17 protein-coding genes and 1 tRNA gene are annotated in these 24,527 nt (G+C 59.5%); 1 reads left to right on the top strand and 17 read right to left on the bottom strand.

Annotated elements, in window-relative coordinates; translation table 11 throughout:
* Positions 1-315: 315 nt before the first annotated feature.
* From AXF13_RS13515 to AXF13_RS13460, 12 genes are all read right to left on the bottom strand, one after another.
* Complete coding sequence (locus AXF13_RS13515) at positions 316-1,758, bottom strand: phospholipase D-like domain-containing protein (RefSeq protein ID WP_150116185.1); 1,443 nt, start codon at positions 1,756-1,758, stop codon at positions 316-318.
* A gap of 87 nt (positions 1,759-1,845) precedes the next feature.
* The gene (locus AXF13_RS13510) at positions 1,846-2,268 is read right to left on the bottom strand and encodes a universal stress protein (RefSeq protein WP_008682875.1); all 423 of its coding nucleotides are present in this window, start codon (positions 2,266-2,268) and stop codon (positions 1,846-1,848) included.
* A gap of 704 nt (positions 2,269-2,972) precedes the next feature.
* Complete coding sequence (locus AXF13_RS13505) at positions 2,973-7,793, bottom strand: ATP-binding response regulator (protein WP_062254015.1); 4,821 nt, start codon at positions 7,791-7,793, stop codon at positions 2,973-2,975.
* A gap of 174 nt (positions 7,794-7,967) precedes the next feature.
* Complete coding sequence (locus AXF13_RS13500) at positions 7,968-8,726, bottom strand: tetratricopeptide repeat protein (RefSeq protein WP_062254013.1); 759 nt, start codon at positions 8,724-8,726, stop codon at positions 7,968-7,970.
* 133 nt (positions 8,727-8,859) lie between these two features.
* The gene (locus AXF13_RS13495; protein WP_062254011.1) at positions 8,860-9,531 is read right to left on the bottom strand and encodes a tetratricopeptide repeat protein; all 672 of its coding nucleotides are present in this window, start codon (positions 9,529-9,531) and stop codon (positions 8,860-8,862) included.
* Entirely contained in the window at positions 9,524-9,661 is a 138-nt protein-coding gene (locus AXF13_RS13490) for a CcmD family protein (RefSeq protein ID WP_009303319.1), read from the bottom strand. Before AXF13_RS13490 ends, AXF13_RS13495 begins: the two co-directional genes overlap by 8 nt.
* A 33-nt stretch (positions 9,662-9,694) precedes the next feature.
* Positions 9,695-10,366, bottom strand: coding sequence for a cytochrome c biogenesis protein (locus tag AXF13_RS13485; protein ID WP_062254009.1), 672 nt, complete (start codon positions 10,364-10,366; stop codon positions 9,695-9,697).
* Positions 10,367-11,044: a heme exporter protein CcmB gene (locus AXF13_RS13480; protein ID WP_062254007.1), complete on the bottom strand. Its 678-nt coding sequence runs from the start codon at positions 11,042-11,044 to the stop codon at positions 10,367-10,369.
* Positions 11,032-11,754, bottom strand: coding sequence for a heme ABC exporter ATP-binding protein CcmA (ccmA, locus tag AXF13_RS13475; protein ID WP_062254006.1), 723 nt, complete (start codon positions 11,752-11,754; stop codon positions 11,032-11,034). The genes AXF13_RS13480 and ccmA overlap by 13 nt, the downstream gene beginning before the upstream one ends.
* A gap of 17 nt (positions 11,755-11,771) precedes the next feature.
* Positions 11,772-13,700: a heme lyase CcmF/NrfE family subunit gene (locus tag AXF13_RS13470; RefSeq protein WP_062254003.1), complete on the bottom strand. Its 1,929-nt coding sequence runs from the start codon at positions 13,698-13,700 to the stop codon at positions 11,772-11,774.
* 273 nt (positions 13,701-13,973) lie between these two features.
* Positions 13,974-14,387 carry a cytochrome c maturation protein CcmE gene (locus AXF13_RS13465; RefSeq protein ID WP_062254001.1) on the bottom strand — a complete coding sequence of 138 codons (414 nt, stop codon included), beginning with the start codon at positions 14,385-14,387 and terminating at the stop codon, positions 13,974-13,976.
* A gap of 154 nt (positions 14,388-14,541) precedes the next feature.
* On the bottom strand, positions 14,542-15,612 hold the full coding sequence (locus AXF13_RS13460; RefSeq protein WP_008682861.1) for a hemolysin family protein: 1,071 nt from the start codon (positions 15,610-15,612) through the stop codon (positions 14,542-14,544).
* 308 nt (positions 15,613-15,920) lie between these two features.
* Here AXF13_RS13460 and AXF13_RS13455 point away from each other — a divergent pair.
* A tRNA-Met gene (locus AXF13_RS13455) sits at positions 15,921-15,997 on the top strand.
* Between the two features lie 492 nt (positions 15,998-16,489).
* Here the strand turns inward: AXF13_RS13455 and AXF13_RS13450 are convergent.
* Genes AXF13_RS13450 through AXF13_RS13430 form a run of 5 tightly spaced genes read right to left on the bottom strand, consistent with a single transcriptional unit; the run spans position 16,490 to position 24,461 of the window.
* Positions 16,490-17,398 carry a restriction endonuclease gene (locus tag AXF13_RS13450; RefSeq protein ID WP_062253999.1) on the bottom strand — a complete coding sequence of 303 codons (909 nt, stop codon included), beginning with the start codon at positions 17,396-17,398 and terminating at the stop codon, positions 16,490-16,492.
* Positions 17,399-17,430: 32 nt separating this feature from the next.
* Positions 17,431-19,038, bottom strand: coding sequence for a type I restriction-modification system subunit M (locus AXF13_RS13445; RefSeq protein ID WP_062253998.1), 1,608 nt, complete (start codon positions 19,036-19,038; stop codon positions 17,431-17,433).
* Positions 19,035-20,144, bottom strand: a complete 1,110-nt coding sequence (locus tag AXF13_RS13440) for an AAA family ATPase (protein ID WP_062253996.1) — start codon at positions 20,142-20,144, stop codon at positions 19,035-19,037. Before AXF13_RS13440 ends, AXF13_RS13445 begins: the two co-directional genes overlap by 4 nt.
* Entirely contained in the window at positions 20,141-21,496 is a 1,356-nt protein-coding gene (locus tag AXF13_RS13435) for a restriction endonuclease subunit S (protein ID WP_062253995.1), read from the bottom strand. Before AXF13_RS13435 ends, AXF13_RS13440 begins: the two co-directional genes overlap by 4 nt.
* The gene (locus AXF13_RS13430; protein ID WP_062253993.1) at positions 21,489-24,461 is read right to left on the bottom strand and encodes a type I restriction endonuclease subunit R; all 2,973 of its coding nucleotides are present in this window, start codon (positions 24,459-24,461) and stop codon (positions 21,489-21,491) included. Before AXF13_RS13430 ends, AXF13_RS13435 begins: the two co-directional genes overlap by 8 nt.
* Between the last annotated feature and the right edge of the window lie 66 nt (positions 24,462-24,527).

The raw sequence follows: 24,527 nt of genomic DNA, 5'->3' as shown, positions 1-24,527 counted from the left end.
ACTCAAGTACGTGAGCAGCAAAAAGCGCCAGATGACGCCGCCCGCGCCGAAAAATCTTATTTTTTAGGATTCTCCCGGCACCAGCCATCCGCCTGCGCTTGGCTTCGGCGGAGCAAAGGGGGCTTTGCTCAACTCCGCAGCGCGATCAGTATCACTATTAACTAGTTAAAATAATGCAATCAGAGACATGCTGACAGCGTTTCAAAGGTAATCTGCTTTAGATGCGCCTGCCTGTCACACCCCAAGCCGTCGGCAATGCCGACGGCCTTTGTGGGGTTTTAACAACATATGGAGTTCGGAACGAAGTTTTGTTGCCTACAGATAGGGCGAAAAAATCCAGCAGGCCGCGTTGCGCAGCTTGACCGGCAGGGATTGGCGTTTCAGATCCTCAAGGCTGATTTCGCGGCTCCGGCTGATGATGGTGTCGATATGCCCGGCCAGCAGGCCGTGGAAGGCGGGATTAAAGACTTCCATATTCAGTTCGAAGTTCAGGCGCAGGCTGCGGGCGTCCAGATTGGCCGAGCCGATCTGGCTGTAATAGCCGTCCACGGCCAGCAGCTTGGTATGGGCAAAGGGCGGCGGCTGGTACCAGACCCGCACCCCAGCGCTGAGCAGGGCCGGCAGCAGGCGGAACGTGGCCCAGTGCACATACGGCAGATTGTTTTTGGCGGGCAGCACCACGCGCACGTCCACACCGCGCTGGCCCGCCGAGCGCAGGCTGGACATGAGGTCGTGCGAGGGCAGGAAGTACGGGGTCATGATCCGTACTGAACTCCGGGCCGTGTTGATGACCCCGCAGAAAAGATCGTTGAGCACGTCCGCGTCCGAGCCGGGGCCGTCGATGACGATGCGGCAGCGGCTTTCGCCCCTGGGCTCGGTGGAGCTGGGCGGCAGGGGCGTGTATTCGCCGGTGGAAAAGCCCCAGTTGAGCAGGAAGGCGCGTCGCAGCTGATTGACGATGGGCCCCAGACAACGGAAATGCACATCCTGCACGCAGCTTTTCCGCAGGCTCTGGAGATTGTCGTCGGAAATGTTCATGCCGCCGGTAAAGCCGATGTCGTCGCAGACCAGCACCTTGCGGTGATTGCGCAGATTGATGCTCAGATTGGGAGGGAAGAGCTTGGGGGGCAGGAAAAGCGCGGTTCTGATGCCCCGCGCGGCGAGCTTCTTCCAGGGTTTGCGCCAGGAGTAGAGCGTGCCGATGCCGTCCACCAGCACGCGCACGTCCACGCCGCGCGCGGCCGCCGCGGCCAGGGCTTCGGTAAAGGCCGCGCCCACCTTGCCGGCATTGAAGATGTAGGTAGCCAGAAAAACGTGGTTCCGTGCCGCCGCGATGGCCTCAAGCATGGCCGGATAGGCCTCGTCGCCGTTGCGCAGCGGACGGAGCGCATTGCCGCCGCAGAGGTGCTGGTCCGTCAGGCGGCGGCCCAGGTGCGCCATGCGGGCAATATTTTCAGGCACCTGTTCCGGCGGCCGCACGGGGCAGGGCGGATGGGCGTATTCGGGCTCCAGGGCGGCCTGCTGCCGCATGATCTTGTCGGCCCGGCTCTCGGCCCGGCTGATGCCGAAAAGTGCGTAAAGCAACGGCCCCAGTATGGGCAGGAGCAGGGCCGTGGCGGTCCAGCCCAAGGCCGAGCGCGGGTCTCGCTTGGTCAGCAGCGCATGGCAGACCGCCACCCAGGAGAGGATGTGGACGGCCAGCAGGCCCAGAGTTTCCAGCAGTATCAGCACAAGGCGCTCTTCGGCATCACGGGACATCACGGACGCTGACGGCCCCGCCGCCCTTCGCCGGAGAGGCGAGGAGCGAAAGGAACGCGGGCCCTTTCCGCCTGAGCCGGAACCGCTCTAGTGGCGCACGGCCAGCAGAGGGGTATCTGTATTGCGCAGCACGCGCTCGGTGATGGAACCGATCAGCAGATCGCCGAGGCCGTCGCGTCCGTCGGTGAACATGACGATCAGATCCGCGTTTTCCTCATCAGCCACGCGTACAATGGTTTCCGCCGGGGTGCCCTCTTCCACGCGGGTGTGAAAGCTGACGCCGTCTTTTTCCAGAATTTCGATAAGCGGGCAGAGCAGAGTCAGGCCTTTGGCGGCTTCCTCGCGCTTCAGTTCGGTATGGGCTTCGCCGCCCACGATCTGCGACAGCGGCTCAGTGACGTGCAGCAGGATGATCTCGCCGGAGCAGAGACCCAAGGCATGTTTAAGAGCCTGATGGGCGCGTTCGCCGTGTTTTTTGCCGCTCACCGGCAGAAGAACTTTTTTGTACATGTTTACTCCTTGTCTGCCCTCAGTGGCGGTATTCCTGCCTGGGCCGTGGTATTTTCGCATGCCGCCGCGTTTTGCGCAAGCCTTTGCCCGTTGGTGCCCAGGACAGACGCATCTAAAAAAGTCTTTATTCCCCGATAGATCGGAGAACGAGCAAAAAGGGGCGAAGCCACCTTTGCTCCGACAGAGCGAAGCGCAGGCGGATGGCTGGTGCCGGGAGAATCCTAAAAACTAAGATTTTTGCGCGCGGGCAAGGAAAATGGCGCTTTTTGCGCGCAGCGTACTCAAGTACGTGAGCAGCAAAAAGCGCCAGATGACGCAGCCAGCGCATAACAGGCTGGTTTTGACGGATTATCACGGCAAATAAGAGGTCTGCAAAGGCTGGAATCAGATGCGTCTGCCCTGCGTTGGTGCCGCTTGATTTCGTCGTCCGCGAAGACCGTGCGCCTCACCGTTCAAAGTTGAAATGCTCTAGAGCCTGTTAACGCTATGCCTTTTTGCCCTCCTGCCGCGTCAGATTTCACCTGCTTTTTCGGTCGAGTACCAGAAGAGTACACTCCCTCAAAGCAGGTTTATCTTCCTTGCAGGCGAACAAAAATTCTATAGTGTTAACAGACCCTAAAACAACTTCATGATGAAAAGCGTTTTGAACGGAAACAGCCCGCTCCCACAGGGAACGGGCTGTCGTCCGCTTTATCAGGGCGCGCTTATTTGCGCGGGGTAAGCGCGATACGGTTGCGTTCCACGGCCACGGCCAGTTCGGGCAGCAGATCCTTGAGCGCGTTCATGTCGTTGGCCTTGGCCGCCCGCTCCACACAGCGGGCCATACGGGCCAGAACCCGGAAGCCGAAGGCGTCCGACTCCGCCGCGATACGCCCGGCGGCCTCGCCCACCATATAGCCTCGTCGGCTCTGGAAAGCCTGCTGGGCGTCTTCCATGGCCGCGTCCAGGCGTTCCACCAGTTGCAGGATGGTCTTGTCAGGCCCCGGCTGCGGCGGCGTTGCGGGCGCGGGAGGCGGCGGCACAGGGGCCGCTCTGTCCGTTGCGGGTCGGGCTTCGTTTGTCCCGGCCACGGGCCGGGGTTCCGGCAAGGGCATCTGCAAACGGCCCTGAACTGTTTTTTCCGGGGTCGGGCTGCTCATGGTCCGCCGGGGTTCTTCCGCCGGGGGCGGAGCAGGCGGCGCGGGGGCGGGTGAGGGGCCGGAAACTTCCGCAATAAGCGCGGCCAGGGGCGGCACTTCTTTTTTTACGGGCTCAGCTCCGGCGATAAAGTCCATAATGGAACCGTTCAGCCCTCCGGAACCGTCTGAATCGGCCGCCGTTGCGGCAGCGGTGGTCTCCGGAACGGACGGCGAAACCGGACTGGTCTCCCGCACGGGCATGCCCGCCGGGGCTTCCTGCGGCTGGGACGTTGCGGGAGTGAGCGCGGGTGCGGGCCGTTCTTCGGTGCCGGTGGGACCAGGGGCTGCCGCTGCGGGCTTTTCCACTGCCGTCGGTTCCGGCGTCGCGGGCACGGTTGCGGCGCGCCGCGCGGCAACCTGGGCGTTGGTCAGGCTCAGATCCAGACCGGCCTTGTTCACCTGCCGGAGGGCTTCTTCCGGGCCGTTGCGCCTGGGCGGAGCTGGTCTGTCAGCTGTGGCTTTGGGAGATATGGGCATGGGTTCCCCCACCCATTCGCCGGGCGTGCTCAGACTGGGACTGGTATAGACGTTCTTGGCGGTATCCGCGGTGTTCTCCGTGTCCCGCCGGGCGGTTGTGGTCGGAACGGATCTGATCGTGATGCGTGGTCCGCGACGCACAGCGTTTTCGGTGGGGGACACGTCTTCCGCGTCCTGCGAACGGGAAGACAGGGGGCTGCCGATGGGCATGGGCTCGCCCACCCACTCGCCGGGCGTGTTCTGCCGGGGGCTGGTGTAGGAGCCTGTGGCGCTGGCCGTGACAGTGGGCTTGGCTTCCGGCACTTCCGGCACGGCTGCGGCCTTGGGCGCGGCTTTGGGCCGGATGGGGACAATGGTGGCGCCCGGCCGCGCGGCAAACGTGACAGGCCGGAAGGCAGGCTTACGGGGCTGTTCCGGCTCCACGGGCTTTTCCGGGGCCGGCGGCACGGCTGCCGCTGCTTTGCTCTCCGGCACGGACGTTTCCGCAACAACTTCTTCCGGCGCGGTCACCTCCACGGGGGCGGCTGTTTCCGGCTCTTCCGGCAATTCCGGAGCGGCGGAAGCGCCTTCAGCGGCAGACTGCGCGGCCTCAATGTCGACTTCCGGTACGGAGACAACAGCCTGGGAAGCTTCAACGGGCGGCGCGTTCTTCACCGCGTCCGCCGTTTTTTCCTCGGCTGCATCAGCGGCAGCAACGACTGGGGCGGGCTCCGCAGGAGTTTCCTCGGTACTTGAAACCGGGTTTTCCGCTGCCATAACGCTGCCGTCAGCCAGATCTTCCGTGGATGGGGCGTCTTCCGGAGCGGCATCGTTTGTCTCTTGGGCCGTATCGGACTCCGCAGGCTCTTCCTCACCCCAGACCGGTCCTTCCAGGCCAGCGGCCACAGAAAATTCCGCCTGCATGGCGGCGTCTTCCGGAGAAGATGCGGGAACCGGGGCCTCGTTGCTTTCGGATTCGACCGCCGTGGTTTTGGACGTCGCGGTCATAACCAGATCGTCGGGTGCGTAGGGATTGACGAACAGGCCCGCCGGAATGTCCGGCTGCTCTTGCGCGGTCTTGTGGGACGCGTTCAGACGGCTGACCGGGGTCAGACCGGCTTCCGCCGGAGGCAGGTCAATGTCCGGCAGGGGATCGCCGTTTTCCGGCAGGCCGCTGAACAGGCCGCCCGCGGGTTTGCCGGATGTTTTATCCTCTCCCGGACCGACCAGGGGGCCGCGCAGGGATTCCGCAAAGCTCAACAGATCGGGCAGGGCCGTCAGATCCGGTATTTTCAGGGGAGAGGCGCCGTGGCCGTCCTCGTTGCCGAACAGATCCGGCAGAGGCGGCCGTCCGGCCGGTGCTCCCGCCGTTGCGACGGAAGGCGCGGCTGCTTCAGGAGCCGCCGCCGTCATATCTGTCGAGGCCGTGCCGGTTTGCCCGGCGGGTTCCGCGGGTACGGCTTCCTGTCCTGTTTCATCGGCTGTCCGCGCGGCCGCGGCGGCATCCAGAATTTCCCGTACGGTCTGGCAAAGGGCTTCGCTGTCCACCGGCTCCAGCAGGGCATGGGTGAAACCGGCGTCAGCCAGGCGGTCCCACTGGCTGTCGTCCACAGTGACGGCCAGGGCCTTGCAGAAAGGCAGGCCCGCTGTCGCCGCCAGTTCGCGGAACTTGCGCAGAATATCGCCCGCCGCCGGAGAGGCCAGCTTGCCCTGCGCTATCAGCAGGAGCGCGACCTCGCCCTTGTGCAGTTGCAGGGCCTCGCTCAAGCTGCGCGCTTCAGCGTTGCGGCAGGGCATGCCGTCCAGCATGCGGGCCAGCATCTGGCGATCCAGCGCGTTTTCCGCCGCGACCAGGACCAGTGGTTGCCTGCGTTCCACGGGCGCGTCCTCGCTGTCGTCCCGTTCCAGATATTTGAGGTGCAAGGTAAAAGCGATCGTGGTGCCGTGGGGGCTGCACTCCACGCCCAGAAATCCCTTGTGCGCGCCCGCCAGTTCCCAGGCGCGGGTCAGGGCCAGGCTGGAACGCTCCTTGGGCGGCATGCCCGAACCCGTGTCCGTGACGGTGAAGAGCAGATGCCCGGCATCGGCGCTTTCCGGCACGCGGCGCACCGAAAAATGCACGGCTCCGTGTTTGGTGGCGCGCACCGCGCTTTCCAGCAGCAGGCAGAGGGTTTCGTTCAGAGCTCCGGCTTCGCCCTCGTACATATGGCCCAGATGGGGCGGCATGTACCAGGCCAGGCCGATGCCCGCGCTTTCCGCCGCCGGAGCCACGGCGTCATGGGCTTCGCGCATCAGATGCTGCAGATTGAAAGGCGCGGCGGCTTCGGTGGTGGGCCGTTCCTGATTCAATTGTTTGGGATTGCTGACAATATCCGCCATCTGGCGGGCCGCGCCCAGCATGTTTTCCGCGTATTGGCGTACTGCCGGAGGCAGGGCGCAATGGCCCAGAGCCGCGCCTTCCCGCATCAGGCGGTCCAGGGGCAGGCGCAACGCGTCTTCCAGAAGATTGGGCGGAAAGTTGGGCGAAAGATCGGAGAGCAGACCGGCGTGCGGCGCGGTCTGAGGATCAGGGCGCGCGGCGGATGCGTCCGCCTCCGAATCATCCGAGGGCATGGGCGGTCCCGGCGGGATCAGCCGCAGATTGGGATCGTCCAGAGGCTGGTCCAGGGTGATGGTGCCGTCGGCCTCTCTGCGCACGGCCTTGGCCGCCGTGGAGTCGGCCTGTGCAACGGCCGTGTCGTGCGGGGCCCTGGTGGCGGCGATGATCAAAGCACTGAGAGCCGTGCCCCAGAGCGGGGCGGAGGCCAGGAGGTTGGGGGCAAAGCCGCTGTCCAGGCCCAGCATGCCCCCGGCCACAAAGAGCGGCGGCAGAAGGCAGCCCAGCAGAAAACGCTTGGCTCCGCCCAGGCCCATGATCCAGGCTCCCAGGGCGGTGGGTACGAAAATCAGGGTACCCAGGGGCCAGAGATCCAGATAGCGGGTCAGCCAGCCGAAGTTCGGCACCAGAGGCAGCAGGGCCAGGACCGCGCCGGGCAGGGAGAGCAGGAGGAGCTGGATGTCCAGGGCGCGCGAACGCTCACGGGTACGCATCAGATGGCGGCCCACATGGGGCAGCAGCATCAGGGCCACACCCGGCGCCAGCACGGCCCCAGACTCGCCCAGGCCGATATGGCCGGAACCGGAGGCGGGCATGCCCATGAGGCCTTGACCCAGGGCCACGCCCACGTACAGGGCCGTCCAGACGCGCCACTGGCCCTTTTCGGACAGGCCGCGCAAAAGGCAGAGCAGCATGACCACGCCCAAGGCCAGAATGGCCGCTGTGCGCGACAGGCTGCCCCAATTGGTGGCCGCGTCCTGCGGGGTGCGCAGCATGGGCGCGAACCACAGGCCGGGCAGACCGTCCAGGCGGATATAGCAGGTCAGAGGTCCCTTGCCCGCCTCGGGCAGAAGCAGCACATTACGCTGGGCCGGGCTGGATTCGCGCCATTCCAGCGCGCCGCTCAGGCTGTTGGACACGGGTTCATAAAGCATGGGCATGCCGGGCACGCTTTCGCCCATGTCCAGCAAGAGCGTGGCGGGCCGGGCGCCCTCCGGCAGGGGAGCCAGGGTGAAGCGCAGCCACATGACCCCGGTTTCGCGCGGCAGATCCTTGAGCGCCAGAGGCCGATAGTCCCCGGCCTTGTCCGGAGCGGCGGCTTCCTCCACATCCATGGTGCCGGTTTCATCCAGCAGATAGTCGAGGTAGGGCAAAAGGGGCGTGCTGGACGTGGTGGGCGCGGCGGGCAGCATGGTCTGGGCCGGGGCGCCGCCCCAGCCGAAGCAGAGCGCGCAAAACAGAAGAACAGCGGCCGAAACCCGGAAACGGGCCGTGCCGGAAAAAACATATGCCATAGTGTTTCCGCCTGTCATATAACTTTGCATGAACGCCGCGCGGTTCCGTCTCCGCGTGACGTCCGGCGAGCCGTTACGGGCTTAAACCGGAGCAACGCTGCAACGCCGGGCGTTCAACGTTGCGTGCGGCATCCGCGCGTCCGCCGGGCAGCGCGGGCATCATCTCTGACAGCCCTAATGCAGATGCTTGATCAATTCGGACACCGGCTGCCCGTCCGGCGAACGCGCGCCGGGATTGGCCTTCAGCAGGCTTTGCCAGGCCTGCACGGCTTCGTCTTTGCGGTGCAGATCGTAATAGAGCACCACGCCCTCGTTGAACAGGGCGTTTTCATGGCCGGGCCGGGCGGCCGAGGCCTTGCGGAAGCTGTCCACGGCCTGTTCGTAGGCTCCGGCCTCGCGGTACATGATGCCCAGATCCGTAAGCACGTCGGGATTGCCCGGCGCGAAAGTCAGGGAACGCTCATAGGCCGAGATGGCCTGTTTGGCCTGGCCCGTGTCGAAATACAGATTGCCCAGGGCCGCCCAGCGGGCGGCGTCCTTGGGATCGGCCAGCAGGGTTTTTTCCAGCTCGGCAATTTTTTGGGCCAGTTCCGGGGGCATGGGCGGCGGATTGTCCTGCGCGGGCCTGGCCGCCTGCTGGGCCGCGGGAGCGGGAGGCGCGGCTTCCGGCTGCGCCGTGGCGGGGTGGGTCGTAACGGCCGGGCCGTGACCGTTGATCAGGCCGGGCAGCAGGCCGCCCAGATACAGGCCCAGCGCCAGCGTCAGCAGCATGCCCATGATGCAGGTGCTTTTGCGCACCATGCCGGAAGGCGCGGCCTCCGAAGAGGCTGCGGGAGATGCACTGCCAAGGGCGTCGGGAGTGGGGCGCGTCAGCGCGTCGCGCGGCGAAGCCGCTTCCGTTTCAGGACTTTTCTTGCTTTTACGGCGGGCCATAAGCTCCTCAATAATGTGGGGGGGCGCGGTCAAAGTCTTTGCGGTCAACCTACAACCTGAAAAAAAAAGAGGCAAGCCCGCAACTTATGGTCAAGAAGCGGGCCTGGCAACTGCGGCATTGACGGGAGGCGGTTCAGGGTCGCGCGTCCTTCCCATTGGTTTTTTTTGCCTTTTTATCCATCTTGTCCTGCCGGACCGGCTGATCCGGCGTGTTGTTTTCCGCGCCGCCGGCATGGGACAGCGGGGCTTTTTCCAGCTCCTCGCGGATGCCCTTCTTGAGATCCTCACCGGCCTTGGGGTCATGCAGGCCCGCGCTGAGATGTTCCACGCCGCGCGCCGGGTCGTTGAGGAAATGGATGTAGAGCACGCCCAGGCTGTAACGCACCGAGGCGTTGTCATGCAGGGCCACCACTTTTTCCAGAAGTTCGGCGGCTTCCTTGTGCTTGCCCTGGTTGTGCTTGATGACGCCCAACAGATAGAGCGGTTGGGGATTGTTCACATCCAGGGTGCTGGCGCGCTGGGCGAAAGTCTCGGCGGCCTCCCAGTTCTGGGCGGTCATCAGGGCTTCGACCAGGTGGACCAGGGCGTCCACGTTTTGGGGATTTTTGGCGACTTCCTGCATGAGCGCGCCGATGGCGTCGCCGCCCATGCCCGCCGGAGCCTGGGGCGCGGGCTGCACGTGCACGGTGATCTGCGGATGCTTGAAGCGTTCCGTAAGGGAAATCACCAGCATGGCCGCCAGACTCAGGGCCAGCAGCAGGGCCAGCGCGCGCGCCGGAGTGTTGAGCTTGGGCAGATCAGTCATGGTTGAGCATCTCCCATTGGCTCAGGCGGGCCGCCAGAGCGCGCTGCTGCGCGGCCAGAAAGGCCAGATACGCGCCGAGGCCGATCCAGACGGCGGCATTGGCGATGACGATCCAGGTGAGGGTATCCATACTTGTCCTCCGAGGGAGAGTTCGCTGCGGCGTTTACGCCGCCGGGTTGTCGGCATTGGCGGCCAATGCGTCGAGGCGGGCGCGTAAATCGAGCTGGCATTTGCGCAGCCAGACCAGCCCGGCCCAGAGCAGACCGAAAGAAAGCACGCAGGCAATGACCGTCATCTTCATTTCCGGCTCCAGGCCGCCGCCCTTGGCCGCGAAAACCGCCGGATGGATCGAGCGCCAGATCCGGGCCGAAATGAAGACCAGAGGCACGTCCAGAAAGGCCACCACGCCCACCACGGCGCAGACCAGGCTCTTGCGCTGCGGCGGCAGATCCAGGCCGCGCAGCACCAGATAGCCCGCATAGACGAACCACATGATCAGGGTGGTGGTCAGGCGCGGGTCCCAGGTCCACCAGACGCCCCAGGACTTGCGCGCCCAGAGCATGCCGGTGACCAGGGCCAGGCCGCTGAGCAGCACGCCCACCTCGGCGGCGGCGGCGCAGAGTCTGTCCGCGCCGGGCGCGCGGCGCAACAGATAGGCGATGGAACCCAGAAAGACCGTGAAAAAGCTGATCAGCGCCCACCAGGCCAGGGGCAGGTGGATGTAGAAGATTTTCTGGATCAGACCCAGAGTGGCCTCTTCCGGGGCATAGACATAGATCAGCCACTGGCAGCAGGCAAAGGCCAGTCCGCCCAGCAGGGCCAGGAGTTGCGGCATTTATTCGTCCCCCGTGTAGATGAAGCTGAACAGCAACAGACCGGCCCCCAGAAAGACCGCGTCAAAGGCGCAGGCCACGCCCAGCCAGCCGCCGGGCCCGTCCGGGGAGGCGGCCCCCAGCGTCTGCGCACCCACGCCGATACCGGCCAGCAGCAGGGGCGTGAGCAGCGGAAAAAGCACGATGCTCAGCAGGGATTCGCGCGCCGCCTGCCCCTGGGCCAGAGCCCCCAGCAGGGAACCCAGGGCGCACATGCCCAGATCCACCAGCAGCAGGGCCGCCAGGCCCGGCAGCGGCGGCCCGCCCAGCTCCTGGCCCAGAAAAATCACGGACGCGGGCAAAAAGATGACCTGGGCCAGCAGCAGCAGGGTCAGGCCCGCCGCCGCCTTGCCCAGCCAGACGCCCTGGATGGGGGCGGGGCAGAGCAACAGGCCCAGGCGGGCGTTGTTGGCCTCTTCCAGGGCGTAGAGCTGGTTGAAGATCAACACCTGGCAGAAGGCCGAACTCAGCCAGAACACGGCGGCGGCGGCCTGCGGGCTCATGCGCTCGCCGATGCCCTGGGAGAGGCTGAACACGAAAAGCAGCAGCAGGCCCAGCAAAAGGGCCTGGATCAGACCGCTGCCCCTGGCCAGGGTCAGGGAGAGATCCTTGCGGGCCACGGCCAGGGTCAGGCGCAGCATGCCGGGCCTCCCCTATCCGCCTTATCCGTATTGTCCGCGGCAGCCGTGTCCGGCGCGGGATGAAAGCCCGTGAAGTCCGAGGGCGCGCCGTCATAGACCAGTTTGCGCTCCGCCAGGGCCAGCAGGCGGTCGGCCAGGGGCGCGTCCCCGGCCAGATCGTGGCTGATGAGCACCACGCAGGCCCCACGCTGCCGGGCGTCCCGTACCTCACGGCGCAGCAGGGCCAGGGAGGCCGCGTCCAGCCCGGTGCCCGGCTCGTCCAGCAGCAGGAGGTCCGGCTCAATCATGAGCACCCGCGCCAGGTTCAGGCGCTGGGCCATGCCGCGCGAAAAAACGCCCGCGCGCTCGTGGGCGTGGGCGGCCAGGCCCACCCGCTCCAACCCGGTCAGCAAGTCGGACCGGGACAGGCGCAGGCCGTGGGCCGTGCGCCAGAAAGCCAGATTCTCCAGTGCCGTGAGGCCGGGGTAGAGAAAGGTGGCGTGCCCGAGATAGCCCAGGCGGAGGCCGCCGGAACGCGTGCCGGATTCCGCCTGCCGCACGCGGCCCGCGCTGGGGCGCGACAAGCCGGCCATGATCCGCATCAGGGTGCTTTTGCCCGCGCCGTTGCCGCCCACCAACAGCGAGACGCTGCCCGCCGTGAAGGCGCAGCTCACTTCCTTGAAGATCACTTTGACGCCGTAGAGCTTGGCGACACGGTCGAGTTCAAGCACGCGCGGGCCTCCCGGCTTCAGGCCTTGCCGTCATCCGGACCGTCCTCGTCGTCGGGTTCCCTGGCCGGGGAAGTGCGGCGGCGCAGGCCCAGCAGGGGCACGAGACACATCAGGGTGCCGCCGATCCAGATCCAGTTGACCAGAGGCTCCACGCTGACCTTGACCAGCACGCGCATGTCCTCGTCCAGGCCCAGCAGGGAGGCGTAGACTTCATTGCCCAGACCCGGAATCACATCCACCTCGGAAAACTGCATGCTGCCGAACTTGTCGTACATGCGGCGTTCCGGCGCGACAATGCCCAGATTCCTGCCGTCTTTGCTGATCTGGAGCCGGGCCGCGATAAAGTCGTAGCCGGGCTGGCGGCCGTCCTTGATTTCCAGCAGGGTGGCGGTGTAGCCGCCGACCTGTTCGGTCTGGCCCGGAGCCAGGAACATTTCCTTGTCCTGCGTGTAGGGGCCGGAAAAAGCGATGCCCAGAGCGGCCAGGGCCATGCCCAGGTGCGCGCCCAGAGCCCCCAGGCTGGCTGGCTGGCGGCGGACGGCGCTGTCCGTGAGCAGCAGGACCACGCCGAGGCTGACGGCAATGGCCGCGGACGAGCCGAGCAGGGCCGTGGGCTGGCGATAGCCCAGCGCCCAGATCACAATGCCGCCGGCGACAAACGCCCCCAGCACCGCGAAGAAACGGCCCTTGCCGCGCATGCCGCCGTTCCAGCCGAGCCAGGGACAGGCCGCCATCATGACCAGCAGCAGCGCGCCCAGAGGCAGGCAGACCCGGTTGTAGAAATTGGCGTCCAGGCCGCGCGGGGCGGTGGTCCAGAGCTTGCTGATCACCGGCCACATGGTGGCGACCAGGATGATCACGGCCAGGGCCAGCAGCACCCAGGCCACCAGGGTCAGAAAGCCTTCGCGGCTGTCCAGCCCGGCCAGGGGCTTGCCTTCGCGCGGGGCCGTGCAGGCCACCCAGAAGGTGACCGCCAGGCCGGCCAGCACAAAAACGGTCAACGGCGTGCCCACGCTGCCGTCGCCGAAGGCGTGCACCGAATCAATAACCCCGCTGCGCACCAGGTAGGTGGCGAAAAAGGCCGATACCGTGGTCAGGGCCATCAGGGCCACATTGACCCGGCCGAGCTTGCCCCGGCGTTCCTCCACAATCAGGGTGTGCAGGGCGGCGGTGCCGATGAGCCAGGGGATCAGGGAGGCGTTTTCCACCGGGTCCCAGGCCCAGTAGCCGCCCCAGCCCAGTTCCATGTAGGCCCACCACGCGCCCAGCACGATACCCGCGGTGAGGAAAAGCCAGGCCAGGATGATGAAAGGCCGCGTCAGGCGGAACCAGGGCCCCTCGCACCGTCCCCTGCGGGAAAGGGCCTGGGCCAGGGCCAGGCAGGCGGGCACGGTAAAGCCGCCGTAGCCCAGGAAAAGCAGCGGCGGATGGAAGATCATGCCCGGATTCTGGAGCAGGGGGTTCAGGCCGTTGCCGTCGGCCGGGGCCGGGGTCTGCATGAGAAAGGGGTTGCTCCAGTTGGTCAGGATCAGGGTGAAAAAGGCCATGATCACGTAAAAGAAGGTCCAGTACCAGAGCTTGGTGGCGGGACTCAGATTTCGACAGGCGCGGGTGCAGGCGAAGATGCTGCCGCTCAGGCTCACGGCCAGGGCCCAGAAGAGCATGGAACCGGGCTGCCCGGCCCAGAAGGCGGTCAGGCGGTAGAAGACCGGCAGGATCAGATCCGTATAGCTGGCAACGTATTGCAGGCTGAAGTCGTGCCAGTAGAGGGCGTGCAGCAGCAGGGCCGAGGCCAGCAGCAAGCCGCCGGTGACGACCCAGTGGGCTTTTTCGATCAGGCGCAGGCTGTCTGCGCGTCCCTGCCAAAGCTGGAGCAGAGCCATGCCGCCGCCGCCCAAGGCGCAGAGCAGGGCCAGAAGTTGCATGGCGTAGGCGAAAACGTACATGGGGCTCCTTTACGCGTGGATGACGGCGGGACAACCCGGCTGGTCCGCCCGGCTCATCCCGGTCCGCCCGGTTCAAGTGACGTGACGGGAAAAAACAGCGCCCCGTGTTGGGGGGCACCGCGTGGCCGGAGCAATTTCACTTTGAAATTGCTCCGGCGGCTGCGGGAGCAGACGCCCGCCACGGAGGCGTAAGCGCAATTTATTTGCGCGATTAAACGCCGGAGTGAGCGTCTTAAAAACTTCGAGAATGCACTTTCTCAAAGTTGAATTGCTCTAGCTTGTACGGTTTTCCTTCTGGTACTTGGAAGGACACTTGGTCATCAGGGTCTTGGCCGCAAAGTGCCCACCCGGCCCCATGCCGCCTTCCACGATGACTTCCGCCCCGGCCTTGAACGTGTCGGGCACAGCGCCGCTGTAGTTGACCACGATGGTCTGGCTGGCGTTGTCCTTGTCTTCCAGGCTGAAGGTGACGCCCGGTCCGCCCCGGTGCTTTTCAATGCCCCGGCTTGCCACAGTGCCGAACAGCCGGGCCGCGGTCAGCTTGTCCGGCGTGGCGGCCTTGGCTTCGGCCACGTTCAGGAAGTAAACGCTGTTTTCCGAAAAGCCGGAATAAACCAGATAGCCTACGCCGCCCAGGAAAAGGAACAGCGCCGCCACATAGATGGAAGTATTTTTTTTGCGGGCCATGCGAGTCACTCCAGTGTTGCGCTGAGTGAAGATGGGGTACCCTAGCCCATTTCGATTTTTCTGACAAGATAAGAATTGTTATCAATATTTGCGGTGCCGCCCGTTTCGCGCGGACATTGCGGGCCAGGCAAACCCGGAGGCGCGCGCCGGGGACTTACCTGGTGGGCGCGGTCGGCGCGGCGGGCTTGTCCTGGGGAGCCTTGCGGGTCAGGGCCTTGCGGCGGTCGCGGGCCAGGGCGCGCAGATCCGCCACATTGTCGCTTTCGTCCATGATCTCGCTGCCCAGAATTTCCTCCAGCACGTCCTCCAGCGAAACAACTCCGGCCAGGCCGCCGTATTCGTCCAGCACGGCGAACAGATGCACCCTGGCCTTGAGCAGTTCGCGCAGCAGCACGTCCAGGGTCTGGCTTTCCTGCACGAAATGCAAGGGCCGCATGATTTCGGACAGGCGCGTGCCTTCCTTGTCCTCCTTGAGGCAGCGGCCCAGGGTGCGGCGCTCCACCAGGCCCACCAGGTCCTCGTTGTTCTCGCCGTAGACCGGAATGCGGCTGAAATGCCAGATGCGCGGGTCCTTGTAGGCCTCTTCCACGGTGATGTCCTCGGGCAGGGAAAAGACCACGGTACGCGGGGTCATGATCTCATGCACGCGTTTCTGATCCAGGGTCAGCACGTTGCGGATGAAATTTTCCTCATAGGGCTGGATGCGCCCGGCCTGGCGCGAAAGGCTGGTCACGGCGCAGATGTCGTCCTCGGAAATCTGCGGCGCGCTGGAGGGCGGCGACATCAGGCGGGTGAGCAGGCTTGTGAGCCAGAGCAGCGGCGAAAGCAGCTTGATGGTCAGGGCCAGGGGGCGGGCCAGGGCGCTGGCTAGGGGCGTGGCATAGGCCACGCCCAGGGTTTTGGGCACGATTTCGCCGAAGGCCAGGATCACGACGGTGAAGGCCAGGGCAAAGAGCGCCATGTGCTCCGCGCCGAAGACCGCCAGAAAAGCCGCGCCCGCAATGGTGGAGCCGGCGGTGTTGGCCACGGTGTTCAGGGTCAGGATGGCGGCAATGGGCTTGTCCACCTCAGTGCGCATTTTATAGAGCAGTTCGCCCACGGGGCGGCCCATGCGGCGCAAGCGTTCAATGGAGGACCAGGGCACGGCGTACAGGGCCGCCTCGGTGAGCGAACAGGAAAACGAGACCAGAACGGCTATGCCGACGGCCAGGATAAGGGTGAGCATGACGCGGAATCCTGCGGCTGCGGTTTGACGGGCGGCCACGGGGCCCGGAGAAGGACGCGGTGGGCGAGCCCATATTTATATGGATAAACTATAGCCCGACGGACCGGGCTTGGCAATTGCCGCCCGGCGCGGCCGAGATCGGGGGAGGCGAACCGCCGCGCGGCAGGCTTGAGCGGAAGGCGGGGAACGGCTTTTGGGGGATGGCGCTGAAAAAATGACGAGCCGGAAATAAAATGCGCGACTTTGCTTGACAGAATCCACCCGCAGGACTATATCTCTTTCTCGCGATATGACATGTCGCCACATGGCGCGGGGTGGAGCAGTTCGGTAGCTCGTCGGGCTCATAACCCGAAGGTCGTAGGTTCAAATCCTGCCCCCGCAACCAAGAAATTCAAGCGCTTATGGAATCCTAACCATAAGCGCTTTTTTCATTTCCTAACCTATTCCTAACCAGGAAAGGGACTACTACCAGATTTCATGAGGCAATATGTGAACGGAAGTCAGACAGGATTGCCGCAGCAAGCCGATTTGATGCTGTCAGTATTTCGTCTTGTGTCGTTGGCTGCATCTCATGTGTTATGCAAGATTCAATATACAGGGCAAACTCGGAGGCCAGTTGAGAAACCTTTGCGGATCCACTCAACTCCAGAAGTGCAAGCGTGGCTTTAAACTCCATGGGCTTGATGGGAATTCGGGACGATTGCGCAATCACGGCAAGATAATTCTGGTAGGCTTGCCGTTTCAGCTCGAAACTGCGTTCTTCCTTTCTTCGCCCCTCCTGGCGTTCCCATTCCTCGGTGCCGCAAGGCGACAATACTTCCCAAAAGGGTGAACAATCCGCCTATGGCCGCCCCCAAAATCGTTTCCCAAGGCATTGTCATTTCTCCGGGGTCAGAAAAAAGATGGGCGTAAGGGGCAGTCGCTGCCATGCCTGATCGCTCAAGCGCGGGATGTTGTCCGACCAGAGCTGGACAAGTTTGGCACTGTCCACAAGCATGATGCGCTTGCTTTCCTGACTGCGGGCGTAGGCCTCGGCATCCTTGGTGAACCCCCCTGTGCAGAAAAAGATGCCGCTGTCATGCTGGCCGATATTTGCCATGAATGATTTGAGATCCGGCTCGGTTACGGCTTTGCATTGTTGCTTGACCTGCACCTTGATGCGCGGTCCCTGAGTACCCAGTGGATCTGTGTATGCCAGGATGTCCACGCCGCCGTCTTTGCCCGGAGGCGCGATCCACGTCACATGGTAGCCGATGGCCTTGAGCAGCTCTGCTACTAGTTTCTGAAAATCATAGGGATCCATGGCATGTAAAAAAGCGTCGATTGTCTCCTGTGCCTGTTCCCTGGCTTCCTCGTAGGAAACACTGACGCTTTTTTCGCTTTCATCCTCAACATCTTCCGATTCGGAGGAAGCAGCGCATTGATTTTCGGCTTGCCGCCCCTTGTGCTGTTTATACCATTGACGATACAGCTGGGCGGCCATCTTGTGGAATACTTCAGGGTCCTTGAAGAGCTTCAGGGCCTTCGCTCCCTCTCCAGTCAGGGTCCATATCCCGTCATCCTTGATGAGCCAACCTGCGCGTACTGTATCAACGGTGGCAAAGCGCACGATCTTTTCAAAGCGGCGCCCGCTTTCATAGCTGCCCGCTTCATACTCTGTAAGCGTGACGGAATCAGCCAGCGCCGCCAGGGCCTCTTTAGCCTTCATGCCTTCCGGCTGCTTTTCCAGAATACGAAAAAGGGTCTGTACCAGCTCCCCAAGGCGCTTATTGGTAATTTGGGCCATGAACTATTCCTTGTAAAAGATAGTGTGCTTCCCTATGGCAAAAGGGGCAGACCCAGCTCTTTCAAAAACGCATTGTGTTTTTCCGTGGCGGCTTTGATTTGCGCATCCACCGCCATCATTTTTTTATGAACATCGGCAAGGTCAATTTCCTTTTCCGGCGTTGCTGTGCTGACGTATCTGGAAATATTCAGATTGTAGCCGTTTTCGGAAATTTCTTCCATGCTGACACATTTAGAATATCGTTCTTCTTCTGTGCGGAACTGATAGGTATCTACAATTTTTTTTATGTGTTCCGTAGAGAGTCTATTTTGCCGTTTACCCTTTTCAAAATGCTCAGAGGCATTGATGAAGAGCACGTCATCAGACTTTTTACACTTTTTGAGCACAAGGACGCACACGGGAATGCCCGTGGAGTAAAAAAGGTTGGCGGGCAGCCCGATAATGGTGTCTATGTTGCCGTCTTCAAGCAGTTTGCGGCGGATGCGTTCCTCCGCGCCGCCACGGAACAGCACGCCATGCGGCAGGATAATGGCCATAGTGCCTTCCCGCTTCAGGTAGTGGAAGCCGTGCAGCAAAAAGGCGAAGTCTGCGGCGGATTTCGGAGCCAGTCCATAATTTTTGAAACGCACATCTTCGCCCAGCGCCTCACTGGGATTCCAACGGTAGCTGAAAGGGGGATTGGCCACCACGGCATCGAAATAGGGCTTTTTCGCGGGATTGGTTTCGCGCAGCATGTCCCAGTCGTTGGTCAGGGTGTCGCCGTGGAATATCTCAAATTCCGAGTCTTTCACGCCATGCAGCAACATGTTCATGCGCGCCAGGTTGTAGGTGGTGACGTTCTTTTCCTGACCGTAGATTTTGCCTATGCCTTGCGCTCCCATGCGCCCCCGTACATTGAGCAAAAGCGAACCGGAGCCGCAGGCGAAATCAAGCACGCTGGCAAGATGTTTTTTGGGGCCGGTGCTGGGATCCTGGCTGTCCAGCGTCACTATCCCTGATAAAATGCTGGATATTTCGTGTGGTGTATAGAATTCGCCGGCTTTTTTGCCGGAGCCTGCCGCGAATTTGTCGATCAGATATTCATAGGCATCGCCCAGCGTATCGCCCTCACTGGAGAAGCTGGACAAGCCTTCGGCAATTTTCTTTATAATATCACAAAGTTTCTCATTGCGCTCGGGGTTGCGCTTGCCAAGCTTCTCGGAAGTGAGATTGATTTCTGAAAACAGCCCCTGAAAGGTGCTGTCGAAGGATTCATTTTCAATATATTTGAAGCCGTACTGAAGGGTGTTCAGCAATTCCCCATCCTGCGTGCGCGCCATCTCGGCAATACTGTCCCAGAGATACTCCGGCTTGATGACGTAATGTACGCGACGGCGCATGAGCTTTTCAAACTCCGGCACGTCGGCCTGATTGGCGGCATACCAGATGCGCAAGGGCGTTACGCCGGGCTGTGTGCCGGCATCGGGGTACTCGTTTCCCAATTCCTTTTTGGCCGCGACTTCATAATTGTCGGACAGGTAGCGCAAAAAGAGAAAGGCAAGCATATAGTCACGGAAGTCGTCCGCATCCATGGCTCCGCGCAAGGTATCGGCAATGCTCCAAAGGACAGCGCCCAGTTGTTTTTGGTTTTGTTCGGTCATGGCTGTTCCTTGGGGGTGGGGGTGTTGGCAATTTGTTTGGTGAGTTGGGGAATTTCAAATCGGTAGCGGCTCAGAAAAGCCGTGAAAATACTTTTAAAAAGCTCTTTGGTGTCGTCCACCATCTCTCGCGGGGTATAGATGGAGTATTGGCCGTGGCTTAAGAGATTGAGGGCGCGTGTATACAGCACTTCGTCATCAACGCCATGAATGCACGATGAAAAATCTTTGTAGCCAAAGAAAACGGCTGTTTTTTCCATAATGCTGCGCAAGGCATTGAAATGATGCGTGTAGATTTGATTGCTTTCCATAGCCTGTTGCAACTCGCTGAGCATGGCCACATGATGAAAGAAGGGCGCTTCGTCCGTTCTTTGCAAGGAGTACTTTTCGCCTTGTGCCGAGCGGTAAAAGAAATAAGTGTTATAGTTTGTACGTGAGCGTTTGAATTCGTTCCACAGCACATTGAAAAACAATCCATGATGGGAGGAAATGATACACTTTGTTGTATTTTCTGGTTTTTTTAGTGTATTGATGAGGTCTGTAGCTACAGCAATGGCGTTATTATCATCCAGAGATGATATGGGGTCATCAATATAGATATATTTCACCCATGCATAGGACTCGTGTCCTTCAATGACAAGGGTGCAAATGGCAAGGAAAATACACCAGATAAAAATATTCTCTTCGCCACGAGAAATCTTGATGTTTTCTTCTTCCCCACGCGAGAACGAAATCGACCACTGTTCATAGTCAATCTTGAAGTCAAAATCCGCATAGCGTTCGAGGTACGAAAAAATTTTTTCTTCCAACGCCAGCTCTTTGAAGCCGGAAAAAAACTTGGAGACTGTGTTGAGGCGTAAATAACGCTCCGCATCGCTTTGAAGATCATTGTCCCAGGAAAAGAGGTCTTCGGTGTAGGCGTTGAAATAGAGTGTATCGCTGGAAACGTCTCTTTTTCCGGCATTCTTGAATTCCATGGAAAGGCGGGTTTTGCCTGTGCCGTTATAGGCGAACAGCAATACATAATTTGCGTTATTCAGGTCATCCCGAAGGCGTGTCACCAGCTTGCTCAAGGTGGGGTATTCCCAAATTTTCGGGGTATTACTCATACCTGGGCCTCGTTAAGGACTGGGAAAAGCTGTTGCATAAGTCCTTTCTTGTGATCTTTGAGTAGGTTAATCTTTTGTGTTTGGGCGGCGATGAGTTCGTCAAGAGAGGACAGGCAGTTGGCGATGCGTTGTTGCTCTTTTTTATATATAGGGATATAAATAACAGTTTTACCAAGTTCAGTCTGGTTGATGCTTGCTTGGTTTACAGCTTTATTTGCTCGTCTTCTAAAAGACTCACGGACACTAGATGTATTTATGTAGTAAAATAAAAATTTTGCAATTCTAGGTTGACTTGTTGCGACTAAGCGCAGAAGATTCATTCCATGATATATGCCATAATCCTTATCAATAAAGACACTTTTTCCAATATGCTCTATACTATTAATATTACTAAATAAAATATCTCCGACATTAAGTTTGTAGGCTGTCATCCCTTGGAACGGATGAATATAACCTACTTTATAATTGTCTATTTTTTGTGTAGAAATGGTTTCTATTCTCGTAACTTTATAGTCTGTTGGGTAATTCACTTGCTCTACATTTAGTCCAGCATGAATTGAGACACAGTTGTTCAATCTTGTTTTATTCCACTCCCCCGCATCCTGAAACTCAGGAAAGCGCAACTGCGGCAGCGTTTCGCCCTCCGCCGGAAAAAGCTGCTTGAGCAGCCCTTTTTTATGAGCCTTGAGGGCGTCGAGCTTATTGGTTTCGGCGGCAATGCGTTCATCAAGGGAGGAAAGGCAGTCGGCAATTTTTTGCTGTTCTCCCTTAGCAAAAGGAAAACTAATTGAGATCGTTGCTAACCTTCCAGAAGATATTCCTAAAATTTTTGTACCCTGAGCCTCTTTTTGGATTTGCGCCCTCACTCTGGGGCTTTGAAACAAATACCCGCCAAATCCAATTACCACTGTGCTACTAAACTGACGTGTAAAAATCGTGTGTAAACCGGATAAGATACGTTCTTTATTATTGGAGATAATCTCAATGCATTTTCCAATATCTTTTATGTCCTCAGAGGCATCTGCAAAAATAATATCACCAGCTGTACAAAGACAATCTTCTGATATGCTTCCTAAATTTATATTACAATTTACAAAGGGAATATTTTCATTTTCTGCATAAAAATGTGAAGAAAATTTTTTGTGAATATCCCCGTAGTGAATATTTTTTACATCACCAGCATTATAATTCAACATATCCCTAGAAAAAGAATTGTTCTTTTTAAAGGCGTATATATCACCCATCTGTGCACAGTCCCACTCCCTATCCCCAATAAATTCAGGAAAGCGCAAACGCGGTACCAGAGCGCCTTTCTTTTTGTCTTTTGCACTCATCATTTTCACCTTACTCATAGGCTCCCAGCCCCGAAATGTCGCGCCCCTTGGCAAGCTTATGCAGCAGGGGGATAAGGTCTTCCATCAGGGCCAGTTCCTTCTGGGTGCGGGCCTTCCAGCCCAGGCCCAGAGGCGCCAGCAGGTCGCTGAGCTGCTCACCGTCAAAGATCATGCGCTGCATGATGCTGTCCACGAAACCTTGCATAGAGGTCGCCTCAAGACCGTGCCTGGCGGCAATGGCGGCCAGATCTTGCGCAGTTTTCTCGGTTTTAAACTGCTCGTAGCCTTCACGGATAGCGGCCTCACTCATCCCCTTGTCAGTGCTCAACGTCTTGATATAGGCGGCAATATCGTCGCGCTCGTCCACAAATTTGGCATCGGCCTGGATAAGGCCGATGAGTTCGTCGCGGGTCATGGACTGCTTGCCCGGAACAGCCTGGGTATATCCGGCAATGAGCTTCATGATATAATCATAGTCGATCACTGCGGAGGAAAAGAGCACAAACTCAAATTCCAATTGCTGCACCGCATCAGCAGCGGGGTCGGCCTTGCCATCCTTCTTTTCCTGCTGGGCTTTCAGGCGTTGGGCAGTTTCCAGGTACACCCCCTGCAAGCCCTGCAATTGATCGGGAGGGATGAGCTTTTCTATGGTTTCGGCGTGTTCCGGGGTGAGGTCGGTGTACTGGTCAAGCTGGGTTTTCAGGCGCTTGACCTCTTTGAACAGATTGATGAACTGGCAGCGGGCTTCGTCACCCTTCAGATTGTTCACGTCTTCCGGGGCGCACGTCAGGCCCTGGGAGTGCATGAAGGCATCCAGCTGCGTGACTGCGCTTTCCAATTTGGTAATGACGGCAGGGGCGGGATCGACAAGCCAAATCTCTCTCGCTGTGTCGGACTTTTCACCGGAAAACATGGCTATGGCAGTATCAACGGCCTTTTCCTGCTGGCGGAAGTCCAGAATCTTGCCATAGGGCTTGGTGTCGTTCAGTACGCGATTAGTGCGCGAAAATGCCTGAATCAAGCCATGATGCTTGAGGTTTTTGTCCACATACAAGGTGTTGAGAAATTTGGAGTCAAAACCTGTGAGCAGCATATCCACCACAATGGTGACGTCGATCTTTTGCGCGTGAGGCAAGTCCTCATTGGGATATTGCTGATCCTTGATGCGCTTTTGTATGTCCTGATAGTACAGGTCAAATTCATTGATGCTGTGATTGGTGCTGTAGCTGGCATTATAATCGGCAATGATAGCCTTGAGCGCAGCCTTTTTCTCTTCGGGGGCTTCGGTGTTATCCAGCTTTTCCTGAGGCAGGTCTTCCTGAATTTGCTGCACATCTTTGTTGCCTTCCGCGGGCGGGGAAAACACGCAGGCGATGTTCAACGGTTCATAATGGCTGTCCGCCGCCGCGCGCTCTGCCTGAACCTCTTTGAAAAGCTGGTAATACTCTATCGCGTGAATGATGCCCGATGTGGCAAACAGCGCATTGAATTTGCGCTGGGCGGTGGAGGCATTGTGTTTGTCCAGTATAGCTTCCACAACAGCACGCTTGCGCATCGACTCGTTGAGCTTGGAGACGCCTTTGTCCTCCGGCTTGTAGTATTCAACAAGAAAACGCAGCACGTTGCGGTCTTCAATGGCATGGGTGATGGTATAGGCGTGCAGCTCACGCTGAAAAATATCTGCTGTGGTTTTATAGTAACCTTGCTCCCCTGTGATTTGCGTATAGGAAGCGTTTGCTTCAAAGATGGGGGTTCCAGTGAAGCCGAACAATTGGGCGTTTGGGAAAAAGTCTTTGATGGCTTTGTGGTTATCGCCAAACTGAGAGCGGTGACATTCGTCAAAAATGAACACCATGCGCTTGTTGCGCAGCGGTTTCAGGCGCTCCTTGTAGTTGCCGGGGTTGCCGGCATCGAGGGCAAGCCCCAGTTTCTGAATGGTGGTGACGATGACCTTGTCGGCGTAATCATCGGAAAGCAGCCGCTGCACCAGCGCAGCCGTGTTGGTGTTGGCCTCAACACAGCCCTCCTGAAAGCGATTGAACTCTTCCCGCGTCTGACGGTCAAGGTCTTTGCGGTCAACCACAAACAGACACTTTTCTATGTCCGGGTTGTCTTTGAGCAGTGTGGACGCCTTGAAAGAGGTCAGCGTTTTGCCGCTGCCTGTGGTGTGCCAGATGTACCCATTACCGCAGTTTTGGTGAATGCAGTCCACAATGGCCTGGACGGCATATATTTGATAAGGGCGCATAACCATGAGCTTTTGTTCGCTGGCCACCAGCACCATATAACGGCTGATCATCTCTGCCAGCGTACATTTGGCCAGAAAATGGTCTGCAAAACGGTCAAGCTGGGTGATTTTTTTGTTGTCGTCTCCGGCAAACTGATAGAGTGGCAAAAAGCGTTCATCCGCATCAAAACTGAAATGGCGGTTGTTATTGTTGGCAAAATACCATGTGTCGCTCATGTTGCTGACAATGAATAATTGCAAAAAACAGAGCAGGGTTTTGCCGTAGCCGTTGCCGGGATCATTTTTGTAGTCAACAATTTGCTGCATTGCCCGGCGCGGGCTGATAGCCAGCGTTTTCAGCTCAATCTGCACTACAGGGACGCCATTGATGAGCAATATGACGTCATAGCGGTGGTGGCTGTAATCTGTATTTATGCGGAGTTGGTTGACAACTTCAAAGGTGTTCTTGCACCAGTCTTTGATATTGACGAGTGTGTAGAAGAGCGGCGTGCCGTCGTCGCGTTCAAAGCTGTTGCGTTCGCGCAAAAGCCGGGCGGCACTGAACACATCTGGGATAATAATTTGTTCCAGCAGGCGTGAAAATTCGCCGTCTGTCAGGCGTACCCGGTTCAGAGCTTCAAATTTCTCCCGGAAGTTGGCCTCCAGCGCGGCACGATCGCGGATGTCCTGACGGTGAACATACTTGAGGTCAGCCAGATTCTTTATCAGCTCTTGTTCGATTTGTTGTTCTGTCATGAGCTGCTTGACCCTATTGGAAGGTTAGGCTGTGTTGTGTAACCCGGCTTTCCCATTCACTGGGTG

This window comes from Desulfovibrio fairfieldensis, assembly GCF_001553605.1.
In the GTDB taxonomy this organism is placed as follows: Bacteria; Desulfobacterota; Desulfovibrionia; order Desulfovibrionales; family Desulfovibrionaceae; genus Desulfovibrio; species Desulfovibrio fairfieldensis.
The sequence above is the reverse complement of the archived record's forward strand: the minus strand, read 5'-3'. Positions and strand labels throughout refer to the sequence as shown.

Excerpts from the sequence above, each read along its gene's own strand:
- AXF13_RS13500 (WP_062254013.1), bottom strand. The coding sequence starts at position 8,726 with ATGGCCCGCCGTAAAAGCAAGAAAAGTCCTGAAACGGAAGCGGCTTCG.
- AXF13_RS13430 (WP_062253993.1), bottom strand. The coding sequence starts at position 24,461 with ATGACAGAACAACAAATCGAACAAGAGCTGATAAAGAATCTGGCTGAC.
- AXF13_RS13435 (WP_062253995.1), bottom strand. The coding sequence starts at position 21,496 with ATGAGTAAGGTGAAAATGATGAGTGCAAAAGACAAAAAGAAAGGCGCT.
- AXF13_RS13450 (WP_062253999.1), bottom strand. The coding sequence starts at position 17,398 with ATGGCCCAAATTACCAATAAGCGCCTTGGGGAGCTGGTACAGACCCTT.
- AXF13_RS13445 (WP_062253998.1), bottom strand. The coding sequence starts at position 19,038 with ATGACCGAACAAAACCAAAAACAACTGGGCGCTGTCCTTTGGAGCATT.
- AXF13_RS13510 (WP_008682875.1), bottom strand. The coding sequence starts at position 2,268 with ATGTACAAAAAAGTTCTTCTGCCGGTGAGCGGCAAAAAACACGGCGAA.
- AXF13_RS13470 (WP_062254003.1), bottom strand. The coding sequence starts at position 13,700 with ATGTACGTTTTCGCCTACGCCATGCAACTTCTGGCCCTGCTCTGCGCC.
- AXF13_RS13485 (WP_062254009.1), bottom strand. The coding sequence starts at position 10,366 with ATGCCGCAACTCCTGGCCCTGCTGGGCGGACTGGCCTTTGCCTGCTGC.
- AXF13_RS13480 (WP_062254007.1), bottom strand. The coding sequence starts at position 11,044 with ATGCTGCGCCTGACCCTGGCCGTGGCCCGCAAGGATCTCTCCCTGACC.
- AXF13_RS13460 (WP_008682861.1), bottom strand. The coding sequence starts at position 15,612 with ATGCTCACCCTTATCCTGGCCGTCGGCATAGCCGTTCTGGTCTCGTTT.
- AXF13_RS13515 (WP_150116185.1), bottom strand. The coding sequence starts at position 1,758 with ATGTCCCGTGATGCCGAAGAGCGCCTTGTGCTGATACTGCTGGAAACT.
- AXF13_RS13490 (WP_009303319.1), bottom strand. The coding sequence starts at position 9,661 with ATGGATACCCTCACCTGGATCGTCATCGCCAATGCCGCCGTCTGGATC.
- AXF13_RS13505 (WP_062254015.1), bottom strand. The coding sequence starts at position 7,793 with ATGGCATATGTTTTTTCCGGCACGGCCCGTTTCCGGGTTTCGGCCGCT.
- AXF13_RS13495 (WP_062254011.1), bottom strand. The coding sequence starts at position 9,531 with ATGACTGATCTGCCCAAGCTCAACACTCCGGCGCGCGCGCTGGCCCTG.
- AXF13_RS13440 (WP_062253996.1), bottom strand. The coding sequence starts at position 20,144 with ATGAGTAATACCCCGAAAATTTGGGAATACCCCACCTTGAGCAAGCTG.
- AXF13_RS13465 (WP_062254001.1), bottom strand. The coding sequence starts at position 14,387 with ATGGCCCGCAAAAAAAATACTTCCATCTATGTGGCGGCGCTGTTCCTT.